The organism is Paenibacillus sp. N3.4 (assembly GCF_008017805.1).
Lineage (GTDB): Bacteria > Bacillota > Bacilli > Paenibacillales > NBRC-103111 > Paenibacillus_E.
Genome location: NZ_VRTT01000005.1, coordinates 37,960 through 56,320, shown reverse-complemented (window position 1 = coordinate 56,320; position 18,361 = coordinate 37,960). Strand labels below are relative to the sequence as shown.

The 18,361-nt window shown below is 44.2% G+C and carries 18 protein-coding genes; all 18 read right to left on the bottom strand.

The genetic code is table 11. From position 1 onward, the window contains the following. Window positions 1-4: 4 nt before the first annotated feature. The 18 genes from FU659_RS04610 to FU659_RS04530 all read right to left on the bottom strand — a co-directional run bounded on the left by FU659_RS04610 (window position 5) and on the right by FU659_RS04530 (window position 18,262). Window positions 5-388: a glycine cleavage system protein H gene (locus tag FU659_RS04610; protein WP_187273894.1), complete on the bottom strand. Its 384-nt coding sequence runs from the start codon at window positions 386-388 to the stop codon at window positions 5-7. A gap of 82 nt (window positions 389-470) precedes the next feature. Then, entirely contained in the window at window positions 471-1,019 is a 549-nt protein-coding gene (locus tag FU659_RS04605; RefSeq protein WP_079414036.1) for a peroxiredoxin, read from the bottom strand. Window positions 1,020-1,126: 107 nt separating this feature from the next. Then, window positions 1,127-2,245 (bottom strand): Ger(x)C family spore germination protein, encoded by a 1,119-nt coding sequence (locus tag FU659_RS04600; RefSeq protein WP_147946467.1) that lies wholly within the window; start codon window positions 2,243-2,245, stop codon window positions 1,127-1,129. Continuing rightward, a complete protein-coding gene (locus tag FU659_RS04595; RefSeq protein ID WP_397355076.1) occupies window positions 2,242-3,270 on the bottom strand; it encodes a GerAB/ArcD/ProY family transporter in 1,029 nt (342 codons plus the stop codon). The genes FU659_RS04600 and FU659_RS04595 overlap by 4 nt, the downstream gene beginning before the upstream one ends. 105 nt (window positions 3,271-3,375) lie before the next feature. After that, the gene (locus FU659_RS04590; protein ID WP_187273893.1) at window positions 3,376-4,491 is read right to left on the bottom strand and encodes a Ger(x)C family spore germination protein; all 1,116 of its coding nucleotides are present in this window, start codon (window positions 4,489-4,491) and stop codon (window positions 3,376-3,378) included. After that, the gene (locus FU659_RS04585) at window positions 4,488-6,023 is read right to left on the bottom strand and encodes a spore germination protein (protein ID WP_147946465.1); all 1,536 of its coding nucleotides are present in this window, start codon (window positions 6,021-6,023) and stop codon (window positions 4,488-4,490) included. The genes FU659_RS04590 and FU659_RS04585 overlap by 4 nt, the downstream gene beginning before the upstream one ends. Window positions 6,024-6,256: 233 nt before the next feature. Continuing rightward, on the bottom strand, window positions 6,257-7,336 hold the full coding sequence (gene leuB / locus FU659_RS04580; RefSeq protein ID WP_147946464.1) for a 3-isopropylmalate dehydrogenase: 1,080 nt from the start codon (window positions 7,334-7,336) through the stop codon (window positions 6,257-6,259). Window positions 7,337-7,509: 173 nt separating this feature from the next. Then, window positions 7,510-8,094 (bottom strand): ATP-dependent Clp protease proteolytic subunit, encoded by a 585-nt coding sequence (locus FU659_RS04575; protein ID WP_147946463.1) that lies wholly within the window; start codon window positions 8,092-8,094, stop codon window positions 7,510-7,512. A gap of 11 nt (window positions 8,095-8,105) precedes the next feature. After that, entirely contained in the window at window positions 8,106-8,639 is a 534-nt protein-coding gene (locus FU659_RS04570; protein ID WP_147946462.1) for a hypothetical protein, read from the bottom strand. Then, window positions 8,636-9,052 carry a MerR family transcriptional regulator gene (locus FU659_RS04565; RefSeq protein WP_147946461.1) on the bottom strand — a complete coding sequence of 139 codons (417 nt, stop codon included), beginning with the start codon at window positions 9,050-9,052 and terminating at the stop codon, window positions 8,636-8,638. The genes FU659_RS04570 and FU659_RS04565 overlap by 4 nt, the downstream gene beginning before the upstream one ends. Window positions 9,053-9,172: 120 nt before the next feature. Continuing rightward, window positions 9,173-9,994, bottom strand: coding sequence for a VanW family protein (locus FU659_RS04560; RefSeq protein WP_147946460.1), 822 nt, complete (start codon window positions 9,992-9,994; stop codon window positions 9,173-9,175). Between the two features lie 193 nt (window positions 9,995-10,187). Continuing rightward, window positions 10,188-13,265 (bottom strand): S-layer homology domain-containing protein, encoded by a 3,078-nt coding sequence (locus tag FU659_RS04555; RefSeq protein WP_147946459.1) that lies wholly within the window; start codon window positions 13,263-13,265, stop codon window positions 10,188-10,190. Next, window positions 13,262-13,900 carry a hypothetical protein gene (locus tag FU659_RS04550; protein ID WP_147946458.1) on the bottom strand — a complete coding sequence of 213 codons (639 nt, stop codon included), beginning with the start codon at window positions 13,898-13,900 and terminating at the stop codon, window positions 13,262-13,264. Before FU659_RS04550 ends, FU659_RS04555 begins: the two co-directional genes overlap by 4 nt. A gap of 203 nt (window positions 13,901-14,103) precedes the next feature. After that, the gene (locus FU659_RS36820; RefSeq protein ID WP_261807608.1) at window positions 14,104-14,229 is read right to left on the bottom strand and encodes a hypothetical protein; all 126 of its coding nucleotides are present in this window, start codon (window positions 14,227-14,229) and stop codon (window positions 14,104-14,106) included. Then, the gene (locus tag FU659_RS04545; protein WP_147946457.1) at window positions 14,204-14,884 is read right to left on the bottom strand and encodes a lysoplasmalogenase; all 681 of its coding nucleotides are present in this window, start codon (window positions 14,882-14,884) and stop codon (window positions 14,204-14,206) included. Before FU659_RS04545 ends, FU659_RS36820 begins: the two co-directional genes overlap by 26 nt. 53 nt (window positions 14,885-14,937) lie before the next feature. Then, a complete protein-coding gene (locus FU659_RS04540) occupies window positions 14,938-15,405 on the bottom strand; it encodes an SRPBCC family protein (protein ID WP_147946456.1) in 468 nt (155 codons plus the stop codon). A 140-nt stretch (window positions 15,406-15,545) separates the two neighbouring features. After that, window positions 15,546-16,253: a response regulator transcription factor gene (locus tag FU659_RS04535; RefSeq protein ID WP_147946455.1), complete on the bottom strand. Its 708-nt coding sequence runs from the start codon at window positions 16,251-16,253 to the stop codon at window positions 15,546-15,548. Beyond that, a complete protein-coding gene (locus FU659_RS04530; protein ID WP_187273892.1) occupies window positions 16,250-18,262 on the bottom strand; it encodes a sensor histidine kinase in 2,013 nt (670 codons plus the stop codon). Before FU659_RS04530 ends, FU659_RS04535 begins: the two co-directional genes overlap by 4 nt. Window positions 18,263-18,361: the final 99 nt, after the last annotated feature.

Below are 18,361 nucleotides of genomic sequence, written 5' to 3'. Positions count from 1 at the left end.
AAACTTAATCCAGCGGAAACTGCTGCTCATACGTCTGCACGTCCCATAAATGAGCAAATTCAGATTCATCGCTCCACTCCATGGCGAATAACCACCCTTTATCATAAGGAGACTCATGCAAAATCATCGCAGCCCGCTCCAGCAAAAGATTGACGGCTGTCACTTTGCCGGATAAAGGAGCGAACAAATCGTGTTCACTTTGCGCCGTCTCAACTGAACTTATATAATCTCCTCGCCTCATTACAGCATCACGCTCAGGGAGCTCAATAAATAGAACCATTCCCATTTCTATAAGACCCGTTTCCGTTAAGCCAATTATAGCCTGATTCCCTTCTTGGCGGATCCAGTAATGATCTTTCGTATACTTTAAATACAACGGTACCGACATGATCACTTTCCTCCAACTAAGAAAAGCTCCCCTAGCCTGCATTCGCATGCTAACCAGAGGAGCTTGTCTATGTATTCAAAGCTTATTTTACAACCAGGTTTTTGTCGCCCGGTTTCCAGTTCATTGGGCACAATCCGCCGGATTGAAGCGCTTGAAGCACACGAAGTGTTTCTTCTACACTGCGACCTACGTCATTGTGGTTAACAACTTCATATTTCAATTCGCCTTCTGGATCAATAATGAAAAGACCACGTAGTGCGATACCTTCTTCTTCGATCAGAACACCGTAGTCACGAGCTACGGATTTCGTGATGTCAGCAGCAAGCGGGAATTCCAATTTGCCAAGACCATTATCATTAATCGGTGTATTGATCCATGCTTTGTGTGTATGGATACTATCGATGGAAACACCAAGAATCTCTGTGTCCAATTCTTTGAATTGAGCAGCAGCATGACTAAGTGCTGTAATTTCTGTTGGGCACACGAATGTGAAATCCAATGGGTAGAAGAATAATACTAACCATTTTCCTTTGTAATCGGACAAAGAAGCTTTACCAAATTCTTTACCATCGCCTGTAGCTGTCTCCATTGTGAAATCAGGAGCTTGTTTACCAACTAAACGTTCTGCCATGCGTATAATTCCTCCTCTATTCTATCTTATTCGTATAAAATGGTACCATCCGCCTACCTGAAAGTCAATAATTAGATCGGATATTAATTAATAATTATTATAATATACTATTCAGAAACCCCAATACTCTTGATGAGAACTTTAGGAGAAACATTTACAGTCGCTTCAGAGAGCGCTTTTCCCCAGTTATCCTCAACCTTTTTCCAGTTATGATAATCGTGTGCTCGCACATAAATCCCAAAACCAAAGGGATCAACCTGATACTTTCGAGCTTTCTTGAGTAATGCCTCACATTGTTTTTTCAACTCTTTTTCAATGACTTGTTCTAGCTGTTTTCTCTCCTTCTCTAAGTCTAGGGTAAACGTGCGCTCCGTCAAATCGATCTGAACCTTCATCTCGATATCGATTGTAAAATGGTCACCTTCGTAATTCGTCTTGACCTTTTGCTTGGCCTTTTTTATATTGAAGCTCACAAAAGACATTCCTTCATCCGTATGAAACTTTTCAGGAGGAAAGTGAAACGTTAACGGTATGTTATTTCTCGTATCGCGTTGCAATAATAGGAGCAAAGAACTTTCTTGATTATTTAAAGAAGCCGCATAGGTGCCATCTTTATGCAAAAGAACAGTACCTGAAATCACGAGTTCATTTTTTTCTGTTTTCATTTCAGTTACAGCAGGAGTCATTGCTTTATCCATCATTTGTTGATGGAATTTCTGTAAGGAAGTTTGTACTGTAATTCTGCTCTGATAGGAGCTCTCTACCAATTGTTTAATGACGCTGGCGATTCGTCCTTTATCACTCATATTGGTATACATCACATCTTTAACCGTCCCATCAATTACAATCACATTCGCATTAATCTCATTTCGGGAATCGCGGAAAAGAACATCCAAATAAGGAAGTGCATCTCTTTTCTGCAGCAGTTTTTTTCCTATCAACACATTTTGCGATTTTCCGTAAGCAAGGCTGCCGCTCGTCTTACTGTCAATCATCACTTTTGATTCACGCATCGTATCAGCCCTTGACGATGTAATTTTATATTTATCTTTAGCTTCTTTGTTGAAGACAGGAGTTGATGTGTACACGACTAAATGATTATTCTCATCAAAATCTATAGCCTCTGTTAGAACAAATTGTTGATTCTCAATATAAACGGCTTTACCACACCCCGTTACAAGCAAAAATAGTACCCATGTTAAAAAAAGAGAATTGAATTTTTTCATTGTTTCTGTTCCTTTCTAACGGAGTGAAAAATCCATCCGTAAATCCAAAGGAAAATAGGGAAACCGAAAGCGCTATATATACCTGCCATCCCCCACCAGTTGGCAAGTTGGGTTATTTGGAAAGAAGAAGGGATAAAAAAGAAGGACAATAGGATCCATAGGAATAACAGGATTCGCAAAGAATTTCGATGGTCCTGCTTGCCCAATAATTGGCTTGTTCCTAGTACGACCGCATAGAGGTAAGGAATGATCGTCATAAATATGATAAATAAATAAAAGGACAGGTAGATGATCTCCAGCCTTTCCAAAAAAGGTAATCGGATAAGCTTCAATAAGTTGAGCACAGGATATACGTAATCTGTGATTTCAGTTGGAGAAAATTTAATAAAGCAGACGATGGTAGTCGTTAAATAAATCATCATCGTTAATGAATTTGCAATAACAATTCCCTTGAATGCTGATTTCTTGTCCTTGAGAAATGGATAGAAAATGAAAGTAAGTTCAAACCCTAGGAAAGAAAATATGGTTGATTTAACGGTAGACAGAATAGGCAACAATCCTTCTTTTCCAAGCGGAAGAAGGTACAGCCATTGCGTATCCTTTAGTGCGAATAACAACAAGAAAGGCATCCACAATGTGACTATAAAAACAAGCTCAGCAAAGATTCCAATCACCCTTATTCCCTGCTTAGTGATCATATAGATAGGAATGGTAAACAGGATCATTAGGATATAGTTCCGTATATCCTGAACGATCCATATTTTTATGATATGAATCGTTGAAAACATAACTGTAGTCGCTACGTATGCCGCGAGCAGTATCCATAGGACTACCAAACCTTTTCCTATCCACTTACCAAAGTATTTAGGCAAAAGTTCGAATAAAGTACACTCGGGATTTTTCTCCATAATTCGTATGATGACAAAGCTTAGAAGAATTGTTAAAATCCATCCCACAATAATGGACATCCATCCATCGGTACCAGCAGTTTTAGCTAAATCGCGGGGAAGGGATAGGACACCTATCCGACTTGGGTTTCAAATATAATAAAGATGTATTGCTTCAAGGAGATTTGATTAAACGAATATTTATTCATGGTTTTAACCTTCCCCTTTTCTGTCCGCTTAGCTTTATTCGGAAACTCCGATACTTTTGATGGCGACTTTAGGAGAAATATTCACTGTTGCTTCCGACAGCGCTTTTCCCCAGTTATCCTCTATCTTCATCCAGTCTTTATACTCGTGCGCCCGCACATAAGTCCCATAGCCAAAGGGGTCGATTTGATGCTTTTGCGCCTTTTTGATTAAAGTCTCGCATTCTTTCTTTAGTTCTTCTTCAATAGACTGTTCCAATCGTTTGCCCTGTTTCTCCATGTCTAAATTAAACATGCGTTCCGTTAACTCGATCTGGACCTTCAACTGAATATCGATTAAAAAATGGTTTTCTTCGTATTTTGTTAGGATGTTTGTCTTTGCCTTTCTAATATTGATACTGACATATGATATTGCTTCATCTGTATGAAAAATCTCAGCAGGAAGGTGAAACGTCAACGGTATAGGATCGCTCGTATTGTGCTGTAATAATAGCAGCAGAGAACTTTCTTGATTATTCAAAGAATCAGCAATAGTACCATCTTTATGTAAAAGAGTGCTCCCTGAAATAACGAGATCATTCTTCTCTACCTTCAATTCAGTTATGCATGGCGTAATTGCCTTATCAATCATTTGTTGATGGAATTTCTGCAGTGTTGTTAGCACTGAAATTCGTCCTTGATAAGTGCTTTCTACCAATTGTTTGATCACCCCCCCCATTTGGCCTTTATCATTCATATTCGTATCCATCACCTCTTTAACAGAACCGTCAACCACAATCACATTGGCATTTATTTCATTTTTAGGATCGCGGAAGAAGACATCCAAGTAGGGTAATACGTTTGTTTGCAGGATCATTTTTTTTCCTATAAGAATGCTTTGCAATTTCCCAAGTGCAATATTACCGTTTATTTTGGCCTCAAGTTTTTTCTTTGCTTCACGCACTGTATCCACAGTTGTGGTTGTGATTTTATATCTCTCCTTAGCTTCTCTACTGAAGATAGGACTAGATGAATAGATGACCAACTTATTGTCGTCATCAAGATCTATACCCTCAACCAGAAGAAACTGTTGGGTCTCTATATAAACTGGTTTTCCGCACCCAGTAATAAGTAATAAAGCTCCCCAAGTTAAGAAAATGTCCTTCCATTTCATGGTTGTTCTTCCCCTGTTCTGTTTATCCCCTGTCTGTTTAGTTGCGTGGGATCGGTTGAGAGCGGGCGTTTTTTCATCTTCCACATAGGGACACGAATCCATACGTCCTTCCAATCAGATAGTCGGATGGGAGCAATGGGACTTCCATAGGATATTCCAAACGATTCCATTGATATAAGGTGAACCCCGATAATCATCAGCCCAATCACAATGCCTATCATACCGAACAAAGAGGCCATAAGCATCATTGGAAAACGAAGAAAGCGCAGCGACGATGACATGTCATAATCCGGGATAATAAACGAGGAAATAGCCGTAATGGCAACGATTATGACCATAATATTACTTACAATTCCCGCTTGGACCGCCGCCTGACCGATAACAATGCCCCCTACGACACCTATCGTTTGTCCAATAGGACCCGGAAGACGTAAACCTGCTTCTCTTAACATCTCTAGGGCTATCTCCATGAGAAACGCCTCTACAATCGGAGGAAAAGGAACCTTTGCTCTGGACTCCCCAATCGATACCAATAAATCCAAAGGAAGTACTTCATAGTGAAACGAAACAATGGCTATATATACAGCCGATAAAGAAATCGTCGTAATTAAGGCTAGATAGCGTAATAAACGTAGAAAAGAAGCTATGATCCAGCGATTGCTGTAATCGTCGACACTTTGAAAGAACGCCGAAAAGGTGACAGGAGCAATGATCACACTGGGCGAGTGGTCAACAACAACTGCTATTCTACCTTGCAAAATATGAGAAGCAGCAGCATCCGGACGTTCCGTCATAATTAACTGGGGGAAGAGACTTATCGGATGATCTTCGATAAATTCCGCTAATTCTCCCGTATTTAATATGGCATCCACGTCAATTTGCAACAGACGATCCTCCATCTCCTTCACGTAATCAGGTTGAACAATATCTTCGAAATACATCATAGAAACTCTGGTACTTGCTCGGGATCCGATTGAGTACTCCTTAATTTTCAGTTCACGATTAGGAAGATACCGTCTGATAAGAGCAATATTCTGTCCGGAGGTCTCCACAAATCCTTGATGCGACCCCTTTAACGTCGATTCGATCTGTGGTTCTTTAATCGCTCTTTGAGGCCATCCTTGCGTATACAACACAAGCGAGCGCGTCTGTCCATCAATCAACAGGATGCTTTTGCCTTGAAAAATTGCTTCTTCAATATCTGACCATAAGGTTACAATTTCTGTTTTTGCAATCGTAATGGATGAGTTCCAAATATCATTAACCGTTTCGATTTCATAAATGAGCGGATTTAAGATGTTATTATTGATTGCCGATTTATCAATCAGCCCTTCCATATAAACAAGTAATGCATCATCCCCTGTTCTTAATTGAAACTGACGAGTAACAAGATCTGGTGTATGACTAAATATGCCCTTCAGGGTAACCAGATTATGATCGAGGATCCTTGAAATCGGCTGATAAAGAAGATCGGAAGATTTTTTGATTGGAACTGCCTTTTTTCCATTTAACCATCTCCTGAATATTCCCATCGTTTTACCTCATTCCTAATCATCTACTCAAAGTTTCCCCAAATATAGGTAAAATAATTCAAAAACCAATGACCTGTACATTTTGCAACCTAAAAAAACTTGTCGCCTGAAAGCAATTTTCATGCCTTCTTCAACAAGTTTTTTAAAATGATCAGTCTTTTGCTTTGAGCAGCAGAAATGAAAAAAAAGCTTGTCAGTCAAAAGCATTCTATGCCTTTGCTGACAAGCTTTAATTATTTACGCATAGCGTCTACGATCAGTTGGCCCATAGCAAGGGTGCCGATAGCTGAACTCTTATCAACAGCGATGTCGCCTGTGCGGTGACCTGCATCCAGCACTTCTTTCACAGCACGCTCGATGGAATCTGCTGCTTCGTGGTATCCGAAGGTCAAGCGGAACATCAAGGCAACGGATAGAATCGTCGCGATAGGGTTGGAGATGCCTTGGCCTGCAATATCAGGAGCGGAACCGTGTACCGGCTCATACAAGCCGAAGCTGCCTTCGCCAAGCGATGCGGATGCCAGCATACCGATGGAGCCTGTCAGCATCGCTGCTTCATCACTCAGGATGTCGCCGAACATGTTTTCCGTTACGATAACGTCAAAGCTGGATGGACGACGCAGCAATTGCATCGCACAGTTGTCAACGAGTACGTGCTCTAGCTCAACATCCGGGTAGTCAACTGCAATGCGATTCACGGTTTCACGCCATAGACGGGAAGTTTCCAAAACGTTCGCTTTGTCAACGGATGCCAATTTCTTACGGCGCGTTTGGGCGATTTCGAATGCTTGACGAGCGATGCGCTCAATCTCAGTTACATTATAAGCACATGTATCCACAGCTTCTTGACCATTCGCAGTTTCACGACGGAATTTCTCACCAAAGTAGATCCCGCCTGTCAATTCACGTACAACAATCAAATCTGTGCCTTCAAGAACTTCAGGCTTCAACGTGGAAGCTTCTTTTAAGCAATCAAAAATAAAGGCTGGGCGAATATTGGAGAACAAACCAAGCGCTTTACGAATACCGAGAAGACCTGTTTCCGGACGAAGCTCTTTGGAATTGTTGTCCCATTTAGGTCCGCCAACTGCGCCCAGAAGGACTGCGTCTGCGGATTGGCAAACTTTCAACGTTTCTTCCGGAAGTGGTGTACCTTTCTCGTCAATCGCAATACCGCCAAATAAAGCGTGTTCTGTTTCAAATTGATAACCGAACAATTCTTCGGTACGTTTCAATACTTTTTCCGCTTCTGCAACGACTTCTGGACCAATACCGTCTCCAGCGATTACTGCAATTTTCTTTACTTCTGCCATGACTATCATTCACTCCTTAGATTATCAAAACTTGCTTTCGCAGGCATTACTATCATGATTTACTGCTCTCATTGTAGCATAACTAGACTCTCTTACTTAGATATAAAATCTATTGCTTTTATAGGTATTTCCTATAAACAAACAAATAATCTGTTCAAACACATTCCTTCGCTCTATGTTTCATTTGTAAGAATACGATCGATCAGGCCATAATGAACAGCTTCCTCTGCCGACATAAAGAAATCGCGATCTGTATCCTGTTGAATTTGATCAATTGGCTGCCCCGTATGATTGGCCAGGATAACATTTAATTTATGTCGCATTTTCAACATTCGATTTGCACGGATTTCAATGTCGGTAGATTGCCCACGGGCCTCGCCTAGAGGTTGATGAATCATGATTTCACTATGTCTTAACCCGAATCGCCTGCCTCTCGTACCGCTTGCCAAAAGAAACGCACCCATCGATGCGGCTAAACCGATACCAAGTGTACTGACGTCTGATTTGATATATTGCATCGCATCATAAATCCCCAATCCCGCGGATATTGAGCCTCCCGGACTATGTATGTAGAGCTTGATTTCCTTGTCTGAATCTATGGCATCCAGATAAAGCAGCTGAGAAATCACCGTATTGGCAACAGCATCGGTAATTTCTCCGGTCAGAAAAATAATGCGGTCTTGCAGCATACGAGAATAAATGTCATAGGACCGTTCGCCTCTGCCCGTACTCTCAATCACAAAAGGTACCAAGGTCATCTTATTCCCTCCTAATTCACGAATAGTCCATCCACACGATACTTTTTCTCTAGTTCTGAGCTTGGATGCGGGTCTATTTTAAACACTTTCATCGGTGTATAATCGATGCGATCTGTCGGACAGCTTTCATCCAAGCCAGCCTTTAATTGTTTTATTTTATTCACAACCTTCTCATCGATCTGAATCTCATCCGTATCTTCCTCCACAACAATCCTGAAATGAATCGTGTTTTCGATGCGAATGCTTTGTCCTTCTTTATCCGTATAAGCTAATATAATGCTTATTGTTTCTTTACCACAAGACACAGGCTCACAGGTAAAAAACTCAATCAAAATATCATGTGAAAGCTGTGGCTCAGCGATGAGAATATCGCCTAAACCATTTTCCTTATAGTGACTAAGATTAGGAGCGCGATGAACGCCGGCAGGAAGAACAATCTTGATTTGCGCATTCTTAACCTCACCGATTGAAGCAAATTGAATCCACAGATGGTTCATTCCTTCTTCATGTTCAAGAATCGATTTAGCTAATCGAGCTTTGATCATAACTCACCCGCCCCCTTCATTAATTTTGTTACGGTTTGGATCATTTTCGTTTTAAGCTCTGCAGAAATTCTAGGACTCATCGAAATCATGACATCCTCATTAATAACGTGCGTTTCACTTTGGACGATTTGATTCGATTGATATAAACGAAGCTTGTCGCCGATCTTAACAACTTCATCTATCGAGAGTCCTGACAGCTTCTCTTGAATCTGACTTAACGTTTCCCCGCTTCTGGAAAGAGTAAGTATCGCTCGAAAATGGGAAATATGATCCAGCGTATATCCCCTCTTGTTTCCTTCCAATTCGAGCGGAGGAATCATCCCAATTTGCGTATAGTACCTGACTGTTCGAATATTCATTTGCGGATCATCTTTTTGCAACATTTCGGCTGTTTGTTTCGCGGTATAAATCATGCAATTCCCACCTTTCAACATCGAATGAATCGTGCACATCTAGTGATCCATTCGTACAGTTTAGTGTATGTGTTACAGTATACTGTAACACATGTTTTTTTGCAAATCAGATGATTTCCTTCACACCATTTCTTTAACAACCCCTTGTGTCAATAAGGGTTCATACATCATAATCGCATGATTTTCAGTCATCCATTCATCTGCTAGCAGCTCATCTTCCAAGTTCCTGACTCTGCGATATATTTCATTATGGCGCACGTAACCTCCCCAGTATTCAGAGGTAATCCAGTGCTTTTTTTCATAGATTTCATACGAATAGAGAGATGGTAATTGTGCTCGCCACTCCCCCACCAAATGAGTATCTGTCAGATATACAACGAGTTGGTAGACATCTTCTGTATCATTGCGGATTTGTAAATCCAAATAATTGTAAAAGCAGGTGGCACCACTGCCAAAAGGCTGCGTTCTGCCGGAATCAGGAAACACGTCATAGCTGTGCCGATACCGCTCGGTTACGCGAAGTGGAGAATGCAGCGTCATCCAGTAGATGAGGTTGGATAGCTGGCATAACCCTCCTCCGATTCCACTCTTTACCTGTCCATGAAAAAGAACCATTCCGTCGACGTATCCTTTTTTCCGTGTCGTTGTCCCGATTAAGCGCCAGTAAGAGAAGGTCTCGCCTGGTTTCAGAACGACACCGTTTAATTGCTTGGCAGCTAGACGGAGATTCGTCACTTTGTTATGTTGGAGCCACATATCGACATCCTTAAGCTTTCTTAACAACGGTGTTCGATGGGTGAATATGAGATAAGGTAGAGGGTCGGCTTGCTTCGCTGCCGCATAACGTTTTCCATCCAAATACCATTGCAGGTAGCGCTTTAGCCGATAGGCCTTTTTACCAAGATAAATTCTGGCTTTGCTTCGATTGACGGGCTTGAGCATACGAATACCTCCTTTTATGAATGGGAGACATATAAACTTCCTTTACTTTAATTTGTAATTTTTTCCAAGTCAATGGTTTTGAATATCTTCATGCACAAAATAGGACAGACAAATGGAACTCATTCGCCTGCCCTACTATACTTTTGCTCATGCTTGTTCATGCTTATGCTAGCTTGCTGCTTGCGCATTATATCTAGATATGAAGCGACTCGAGCAGCATATAAATCATTTTTGCCGCTTCGGCTCTCGTCACATAACCTGCCTGGCGGAACGACCCATCGGGGTAGCCGCTCACGATGTTTGCACCTGAGACCGCCATCACGGCTGGCTGCGCCCATTCGGGGATGTCTTTTTGATCCGTGAATGCCGCTACTCCCTTACTAGCATGGACGGCATTCCGATCCAGTACTCTGGAGAGAATGACTGCGAGTTCAGCTCGCGTCAGCGGCTGGTTCGGCTTGAACCATGCGCTCCCTTTCTCCTCGTAGCCTTGAATCAAACCCTCTTGGGCCGCTTGCGCAATGGTATCCTTGGCCCAGTCCGGCAAAAGATTGCTGTCAGCGAAATAGGTCGGTGTTCCGGTAGCTTTCAATGCCAACGCATCGGCAATCATTTTGACCAGCTGCACCCGGGTAACCGACTGATCCGGCCGGAATGTACGGTCCTCGAAGCCGTCGACGACATTTCTGCCGGCTAAACGATCCACATATTGTGCTGCCCAGTGACCATTCATATCGATGAAAACGTGCTGCTCCGCAGAGAACACCGCGAATGTACCCCAATAATTCACATCAATGGCGATCGTGCCGTTGCCGGTGACAACGCCTCCGACATATAACCATTTGCCTTGCGTCCGATTGAACACATACACGGCAGGCTTTAATCCGGGTGCAATTGACGAGCCGTCATATTTCAAACTTATCTGGATCGGTTTGTTTAAATTCGTCCCGGTACTGCTCGTAAAATCTACAACCCGGCTGATATTCGCTCGCCCCGTTATATTAGAAGATGGATTACCTTGAACGGCGACCTTAACTTTACCATCGACCGGCAGCGCCTCTGGTGGAATCATGACTGAACCTGCACTCGGAAGCGTAACCGCTCCCCCTATTTTAGCAATGATCTCCTTCTCCACACTTAACAGCTCTTCCGCTGAACCGGTACCAGTTGAGGTTGTTTCCGTGGAAGAAGACGGTGCCGTTGTTGGTCCGCTATAGACCGGATTAACCGTAACATTAATCGTGACGCTATATACGCTATTCGTCACCGTAATGACTGCAGTACCTGCCTGCTTGGCCTCGATCAAGCCACCGGTTGTTACAGAAGCCACTGTGCTATCGCTGCTCCGGTACGCCGTCCCATATACAGCCTCCGTTACATCCTTCACACTGTTGTTCGACTGCTGTGCTGTGACCGTCAGCTGTTGGCTGACTTTATCGCCCAGCTGTAGCTGCACTATCCTTGGCGCTGCCGTGATGCCTGTGATCTCGTTCACTGGCGGCGGCACGTCCGCTTTCGCTACAGTCACGTTCACCGTGTCGCTGAATCCGCCGCTCGTAACCGTGATGATCGAAGTGCCCGACTGCTTTGCCTCAATTAAACCGTCGGCTGTAACCGTAGCCACCTTGCTGTCGCTGCTCCGGTACGCCGTCCCATGTACAGCATCCGTTACATCCTTCATACTGTTGTTCGACAGCTTTGCTGTGACCGTCAGTTGTTGGCTGACTTTGTCGCCCAGCTGAAGCTGCACCGTCCTCGGCGCTGCCGTAATGCCTGTGGTCTCGTCCACTGGCGGCGGCACGTCCGCTTTCGCTACAGTCACGCTCACCGTGTCGCTGTATGCGCCGCTCGTAACCGTGATGATCGAAGTGCCCGACTGCTTGGCTTCAATTAAACCGTCGGCTGTAACGGTAGCCACCGTGCTGTCGCTGCTCCGGTATGCCGTCCCATATACAGCCTCCGTGACATCCAACACGCTGTTGTTCGGCTGCTGCGCCAATACCTTCAGCTGTTGGCTGACTTTGCCGCCAAGCTGAAGTTGTACGGTCTGGGGAGCTGCGCTGATTCCGGTAATCTTTTTATACTGAACCGATACTGATGCCGAGCTGGAGCTGGAGTATTTCGGATAAACGCTGAACGCGTATGTTCCCTCCGCAGGATTCGTCCAGCCGGCATTGCCGCTAACTGCAATCTCCGTCCTCCCGAGCAGGGGGATATTTTGAGGTACGATTACCCTTAAGATGGACATGCCAAAATAGCTGCTATAGATCGCTTCCTTGGCTGGAACCCCATTCACCCGAACCAGGTTCGGATCGATCGTCCCCGAATTCGTACTTGGATCCAAAACAACGGGTACCTTCAACTGTGTCGGGAGGTTTAGCATGATGTAATCGTCATCGTCAGCAACCAATGGCTCGTTTGGCTGCAGGCTGAACGTATACGGCACATTCGTCTCATCAGCCCACGGATTACCAGTCGTGATACTAAACTCCTGGACCTTGTCCGGAGTGATAATGAGCGGCACCGTGTTAGGCTTGACCGTCTGCGAGGTCGTCACTTGCATATCGTACACTCCATATTGATCGAACAGGTTTGGAATGGAGAACGTGAGAGAATAATCTGGAATCAAATAATATTCCGGAGGAAGGACGAATTGCAGCTGATTGTCTGCCAAACGGGTGACAGAAGCCGGCGAATAACCATCATTTTCCTGGCCCATGCCCGATTCGATATGAATATCAGTGGCAGCGATGGCTGTACCACTTAGTACTGTGCCCGCAGGACTGGTCACCGTAACTGTATCGCCCCCCTTCAGAATCGTCGGGCCGGTGAACCGGAATCGCAAATTGCCATCCCTATCGATCTCAACATAGCCTTTATCCGAATACGGGTTATCGGCTAATGAAGCGCCTCCTGTCGAGATAATTCCGATACGTCCCGACGCAGCCTGCGTATCGACGCTGGTGGAAATTTCAAACGTATAATAGCCGGGTGCTGCCGGATTGGCAATCAAGGCCGTTGCGTCGATGGTGACGAACGCAACCGAATAGCTCGGCAGCAGCTGACTAGGCTTTAGCTGCAGCTTGTCGCCAACGACATTCGCCATAGCAACAGGCACTCCGCCGATCAGTACCTTCGAGACGTCGATTGCGGCAGGTAAGGTAATGCCCGCTGGGAATTTCAAAGTGATCGAATCCGTAGGCGCAATCTGCTGCATCACAGTAAACTTGAATTGGTAGGACGTATTCGCCGCAGCCGCATACGTGCTCATATCCGGACGAAGTTCACTACACTGCGCAAGTAAATATTGCTGACCGCAGTCCGTTGAACCGAATTTGAACTGGTGTTGACCGCAAATTGCGAGGCTTTTGGGTCTACATAATGATAATCCGGCGTGATCAGGAAATTCGCCAGCTTGATGTCGATGATCCCCCCGGCAGGTATCGACTGGTTTAAATGAAAGAATACCATCGGCTGCCAATCATCCGATTTTTGCGTTGTAACGGAATCGAATAGAGAGAGCGTTGAACCATTCACCTTGACCTCCACACTGCTCGAAGGCACACTGACATCCGTCGTCCACATTCCATAGGAATTCGGGTTTCCAACAAAATTGAAACGATACGGCAGCAGGATTTCAATTGTATCTCCCGCCTGCAAGGCGTCCGCTGAAGTCATGTTAAAATGATACGCCGGCGTTTCCTTCGTGTAAGTTCCGCCTGAAAAATAGCCGCTGTACAGCGCGGTTGTTTCAGGCACGACGCTGAAATCCGTGAATACGGCACCCGCTCCCTTCACCTGTACGGGCGCACCCCAGGTCAGAACGAGCAGTGCGGACAAAAGCGTATAAATGATGGCGATGCGACGATATCGCATCCTGTTGTGATGCAGGCCAGCTGAAAACATACGTATTCTCCCTCATCTCTTTCTATGTTTTCTATCAATCTATCAGCAGAAGTTTAAAACTGGTTAAAAAACATTCATAAAAAAACATTTTTCGACGAAAACGACAAAAACCGATTTCCTTATCGTCAGGAAAACCGGTTACTTTGGTCTCAAGCCTATTGAACGATCTCTTCACGGGTAGTTTCGGATCGCTTATTTCTCCTTTAATAAGAAGTTTTAGCGCTCATCTCAAACATGTCTTCGCCAATCGGCGTGTTGCTCGTTTGATTGAGCAGATTGCAAACTCCTGCCTTATCGGATTGTTCATATGGACGAATTGTGGTTTTCATAAGTGATCGCACTCTTCTTTGATCTTTCAATGCTGTTAGCAAGTAAAAATTGAGCAAGGTAGTAGGAGATCATTACCCCGTATCCCGCCCACGAAACCGACATGACAAACATATTCCAAGCAAGCAGTGAATCGGACATGAAGAACAAAATTGCGCCTACTATGGCAATCCAGCTTCTACTAATAACAGCGCTCCAAATCATAATAGAAATCACAACGACATAAACCAATACTGGAATCCATAATCCGGAATTTCCACCTGCAAGAATACCTGCATGGAGTCTGTTTAAGAGCAAAAAAGAGTATGTCGCAATCGGAATTAGAGCAAGTAAATGGAAGGGAGAAAACCGCCAACGAGTCACAAAAGCAGCGACATAAACGAGATGTGCGATTAAAAAAGCAACCAGCCCAAACGTAAACCATTGCTTTCCTGATAACAATAAGAAACTATCGCCAATAGCGGAGAGAAATAATCCTGCAATGATTAAATTTTTATAGGTTTTGGCAACGTTTCGTATTGTTGCCGCCAGTAAGATCATGAGAATGATAGTTCCTGGCTTTAAAATCCAACGCATCGTCATATTTTCACCTGCTAAGGCAAAAAGATAGCCTAGACCTGAAAAAATAATAGCGGCTATTAATAACTTTCGATACATGTCAATACCTCCATTTAGGGGGCGACGCCCTCTGTTTTCTATCTCGGCAACACTTAATATGAAAGCAGTTTTACTCCTAAAGCAGCAGCGATTCCTTTAGCACCCTGATCCATAACTTGATCATGATTCCAAACGAACGCAGGTCTCAAGATCGGGGCTAACAAGTTCATCCATTTCTTATTTGCATTTACCTGCCACACATAGTGGACATGAGTTAGGCTACCCTCTTGCGATAATGTCCAAACCCCTCTGCCTTCCAATTCTCCAGTCGCTCTGATTTCTAGATACTTGGGCTCTTCTTTCCCTACTATTTCCGCCACGAAAGCTAGCTGATAGGGGAGCTTCGTGCGGAAAACATAATGATACTTATTGCCAATCCCATCTTGCCTAGTGCCTTGATATATGGGCTCAGAACTTACTCCACTCCACCAATCGCTATACTTAAATCCGCCGATCAGTCCCCAAACTTGATTGATATCAGACTCGAATTTCCAATTTGTTTCAAAATTATACGTATACAAAGCCCTTCCGTTCCTCCCCAAAAACAATTCATTTTGTAAAACAATAAAGTCCTTATTTACGTTAGATGATAACAGTCCAAGTTTAAAAACGGTTAAAAAAAAGCGACATTCCACGTAAGGAATAATCGCTCTGTCTGAAACTAAAATTTATTATCCCAGCAAAATTTATATCCGAAGCCCCTAACCGTATGAATGTACTTGGTCGCTGATTGATCAGATTCAATCTTCTTGCGTAAATTGCTAATATGCACCATAACCGTCCGTTCGTCGCTGAAGCTGTCCCAGCCCCACACCTGCCTATGCAGCTGTTCCGCGCTAAACACTTGGTTCGGATTGTGCAGCAGAAAAAGCAATAGCTGCCGCTCTTTAGCGAACAAATCGATTAGCTCACCCTTCACCAAAACTTCCAAGCTTTGCAAATCTACCTGCAATTCGCCGCACGTGATAAGCATACTTTCCTTGCCGCGTTTTTGAACGGCTGCCGCCCGTCTTAGATTCGCTTTCACTCGAGAGACGAGCACCATCGGATCGAACGGCTTGGTCATGTAATCATCCCCGCCGGTATCAAGTCCCACGATGATATCGTCCGCTTCCCTTTTGCAGCTTAGAAAAACGATCGGTATATCCGAGTGCTCGCGAATGCGCCTGCACAACTCTACGCCATCCGTATCGGGAAGCACAATATCAAGAACTATCAGATCAGGCTTCTCCTGCTTCAATAGCTCCAACGTCTGACTCCCGTCTTTCGCCATGACGACCTGCAACCCGTGATTCCGCAAGTAGAGGCCGATCAGTTCCCGAATTTCTTTTTCGTCATCGACGATTAATATTTTTGCGCCCTCTGTCATACATCATCTCCCCCTTCCATATCGATCATCGCTGGAAGCGTAAAGGTAAACGTACTTCCTTTGCCAGCTTTACTTTCCACATCAATCGTCCCCCCATGATGCTCAATAATTTCTTTGCAGATCGCCAGACCGAGGCCTGTTCCAGCCGAACGGCTCTTGTGTGACTCTCTTCCCCGATAGAAACGGTCAAAAACAAAAGGTATATCTTCATCGTCAATGCCATTTCCTGTATCCCGGACTTTAACCTTTAAACCTAGGTCGCCCTTCTCAAGGAAGCCGAACTTTTCGATGATAAGATGAATGGAACCGCTAGCGGGCGTGAATTTTTGAGCGTTGAACAACAGATTCATCACAACTTGCTCGATTCGCACAACATCGATCCATACGATCAGTTGTTTGTCTGCTTGAGAATCGGTTTTATCGATAAACGCAAAGCTATGGCCTTCTTGCTTGATAGGCAGCTCCAATTTTTCAAATAACGAGCGAAAAAACGCCACTGAATCAACCGCTTGGCAATCAAACCTAATTTTCCCCGTATCGAACTTCGACAACTCGAACAAGTCGCTGATAATGCGGTCCAAAACCATTGTTTTTTCATAAGTTAGCCGCAAATATCGATCACGGTTATCCTCATCCATTCGGTCCAAAACAGCCTTCACATAACCTTGAATGAGCGTAAGCGGAGTGCCCAGTTCATGCGAAATGTTTGATAAGAGATGACGACGCGACTGTTCCATTTTAACCAATTCCTGATTGATCGTCTGAATGCTTGCGTGGGATTGTTCCAGCGCCTCGGTTCTTTCTTGTACCTTGTCTTCTAACAATTCGTTCCACTCTTGCAATTGCGCCGACATGCTCTCAACACGAGCAAACGATTTTGAATATTGATGCGACAAATTAACGGACTCCATGAACACATAAAACAGCATGCCAAGCTGCATCAAATCTCCGGTTGCAACAATATGATTGTAAAAGAGAATATCATTGAGCACTAATACCAAGAGGACGAGTACCGCCGCTATGTTAAGCGATGCCCCTTCTCTTTGGCGCAGGAAAGCCCAAAAAGAAACATAGATGACATAGCAAATTGCCAACACAGAAACAGCTTGAAAAGCCAACATACTGTACGTGTATATCAACGCTGGCGTCAAGAGGACAAATAAACTATAGGCCACACTGGCTATGACAAACAAATCTCTCACTTTGCGATGCATTTCACCCGGATATCGTGAGTAGGAGAACATGATCAGCATCAATAGGGCAAAAACGACCGATAAATATTCCAAATGAACCTGAAATTCCCAAGGGATTTGCGGAAACAGATACGTGATTAACGTAGGCCCGGTGACCATCGCTCGAAGTCCCATCCCCATTGAGAAGCACCCGAAAAATAACGGCGATCTATCCCTTCTGCGCGCCAGAAAGAGGCCGATATGATATAAACCCATCGTAAACAAGCTGCCTATCATGAGTAGTTGAAACGCTATCTCTTTTTCCCTGCTAACTATCACATCTTTCGAAACGCCTATGCGGAAAGATTCCCACAAACCGCCTTTGCGTTGCACGAAATTAGACACCTGAATGACTATGTCGGTCTGGCTGCCCTGCAAATGAAAAAACACTGGTTTAGGGAAATTCGCAGGAATCATCGTTTCTTTGCTCGTTCCTACCTTCCCGTTCGCTGCCGCCAGCTCCCCGTTAATCCATAATTGATACGCGGTCGCGACACTTGGAACATAGAGCGCCATATCGGTACCGTTGTCCGCAGCTTCTGTTCGAATCCTCAGCCGGTAGGTCGCATAGCCTTGATTCGATAATGCTTGCCCGCCCGACTTCTGTCCCTCCCACACCTTCGGCACGTGAGCATAAGAGGGAGCATCGCTATCCAGACCGACTGTAAAATCAGCGGGAGTTAACAACTGATTCCAATAAAACTCCCATTCGCCATCCAGATTTTGCAACCCATCTCGCTCCCCATTCCACGCCGATAAATCGATAATACCTTTCACTGCCTCAGTCTGAGTGCTTTTTCCTAAAGCAGATGTGCTGGGAAATACTAGAAATAATATGAATGCTAGAAACAGAAAATATAGTTTGTACGTTGGTCT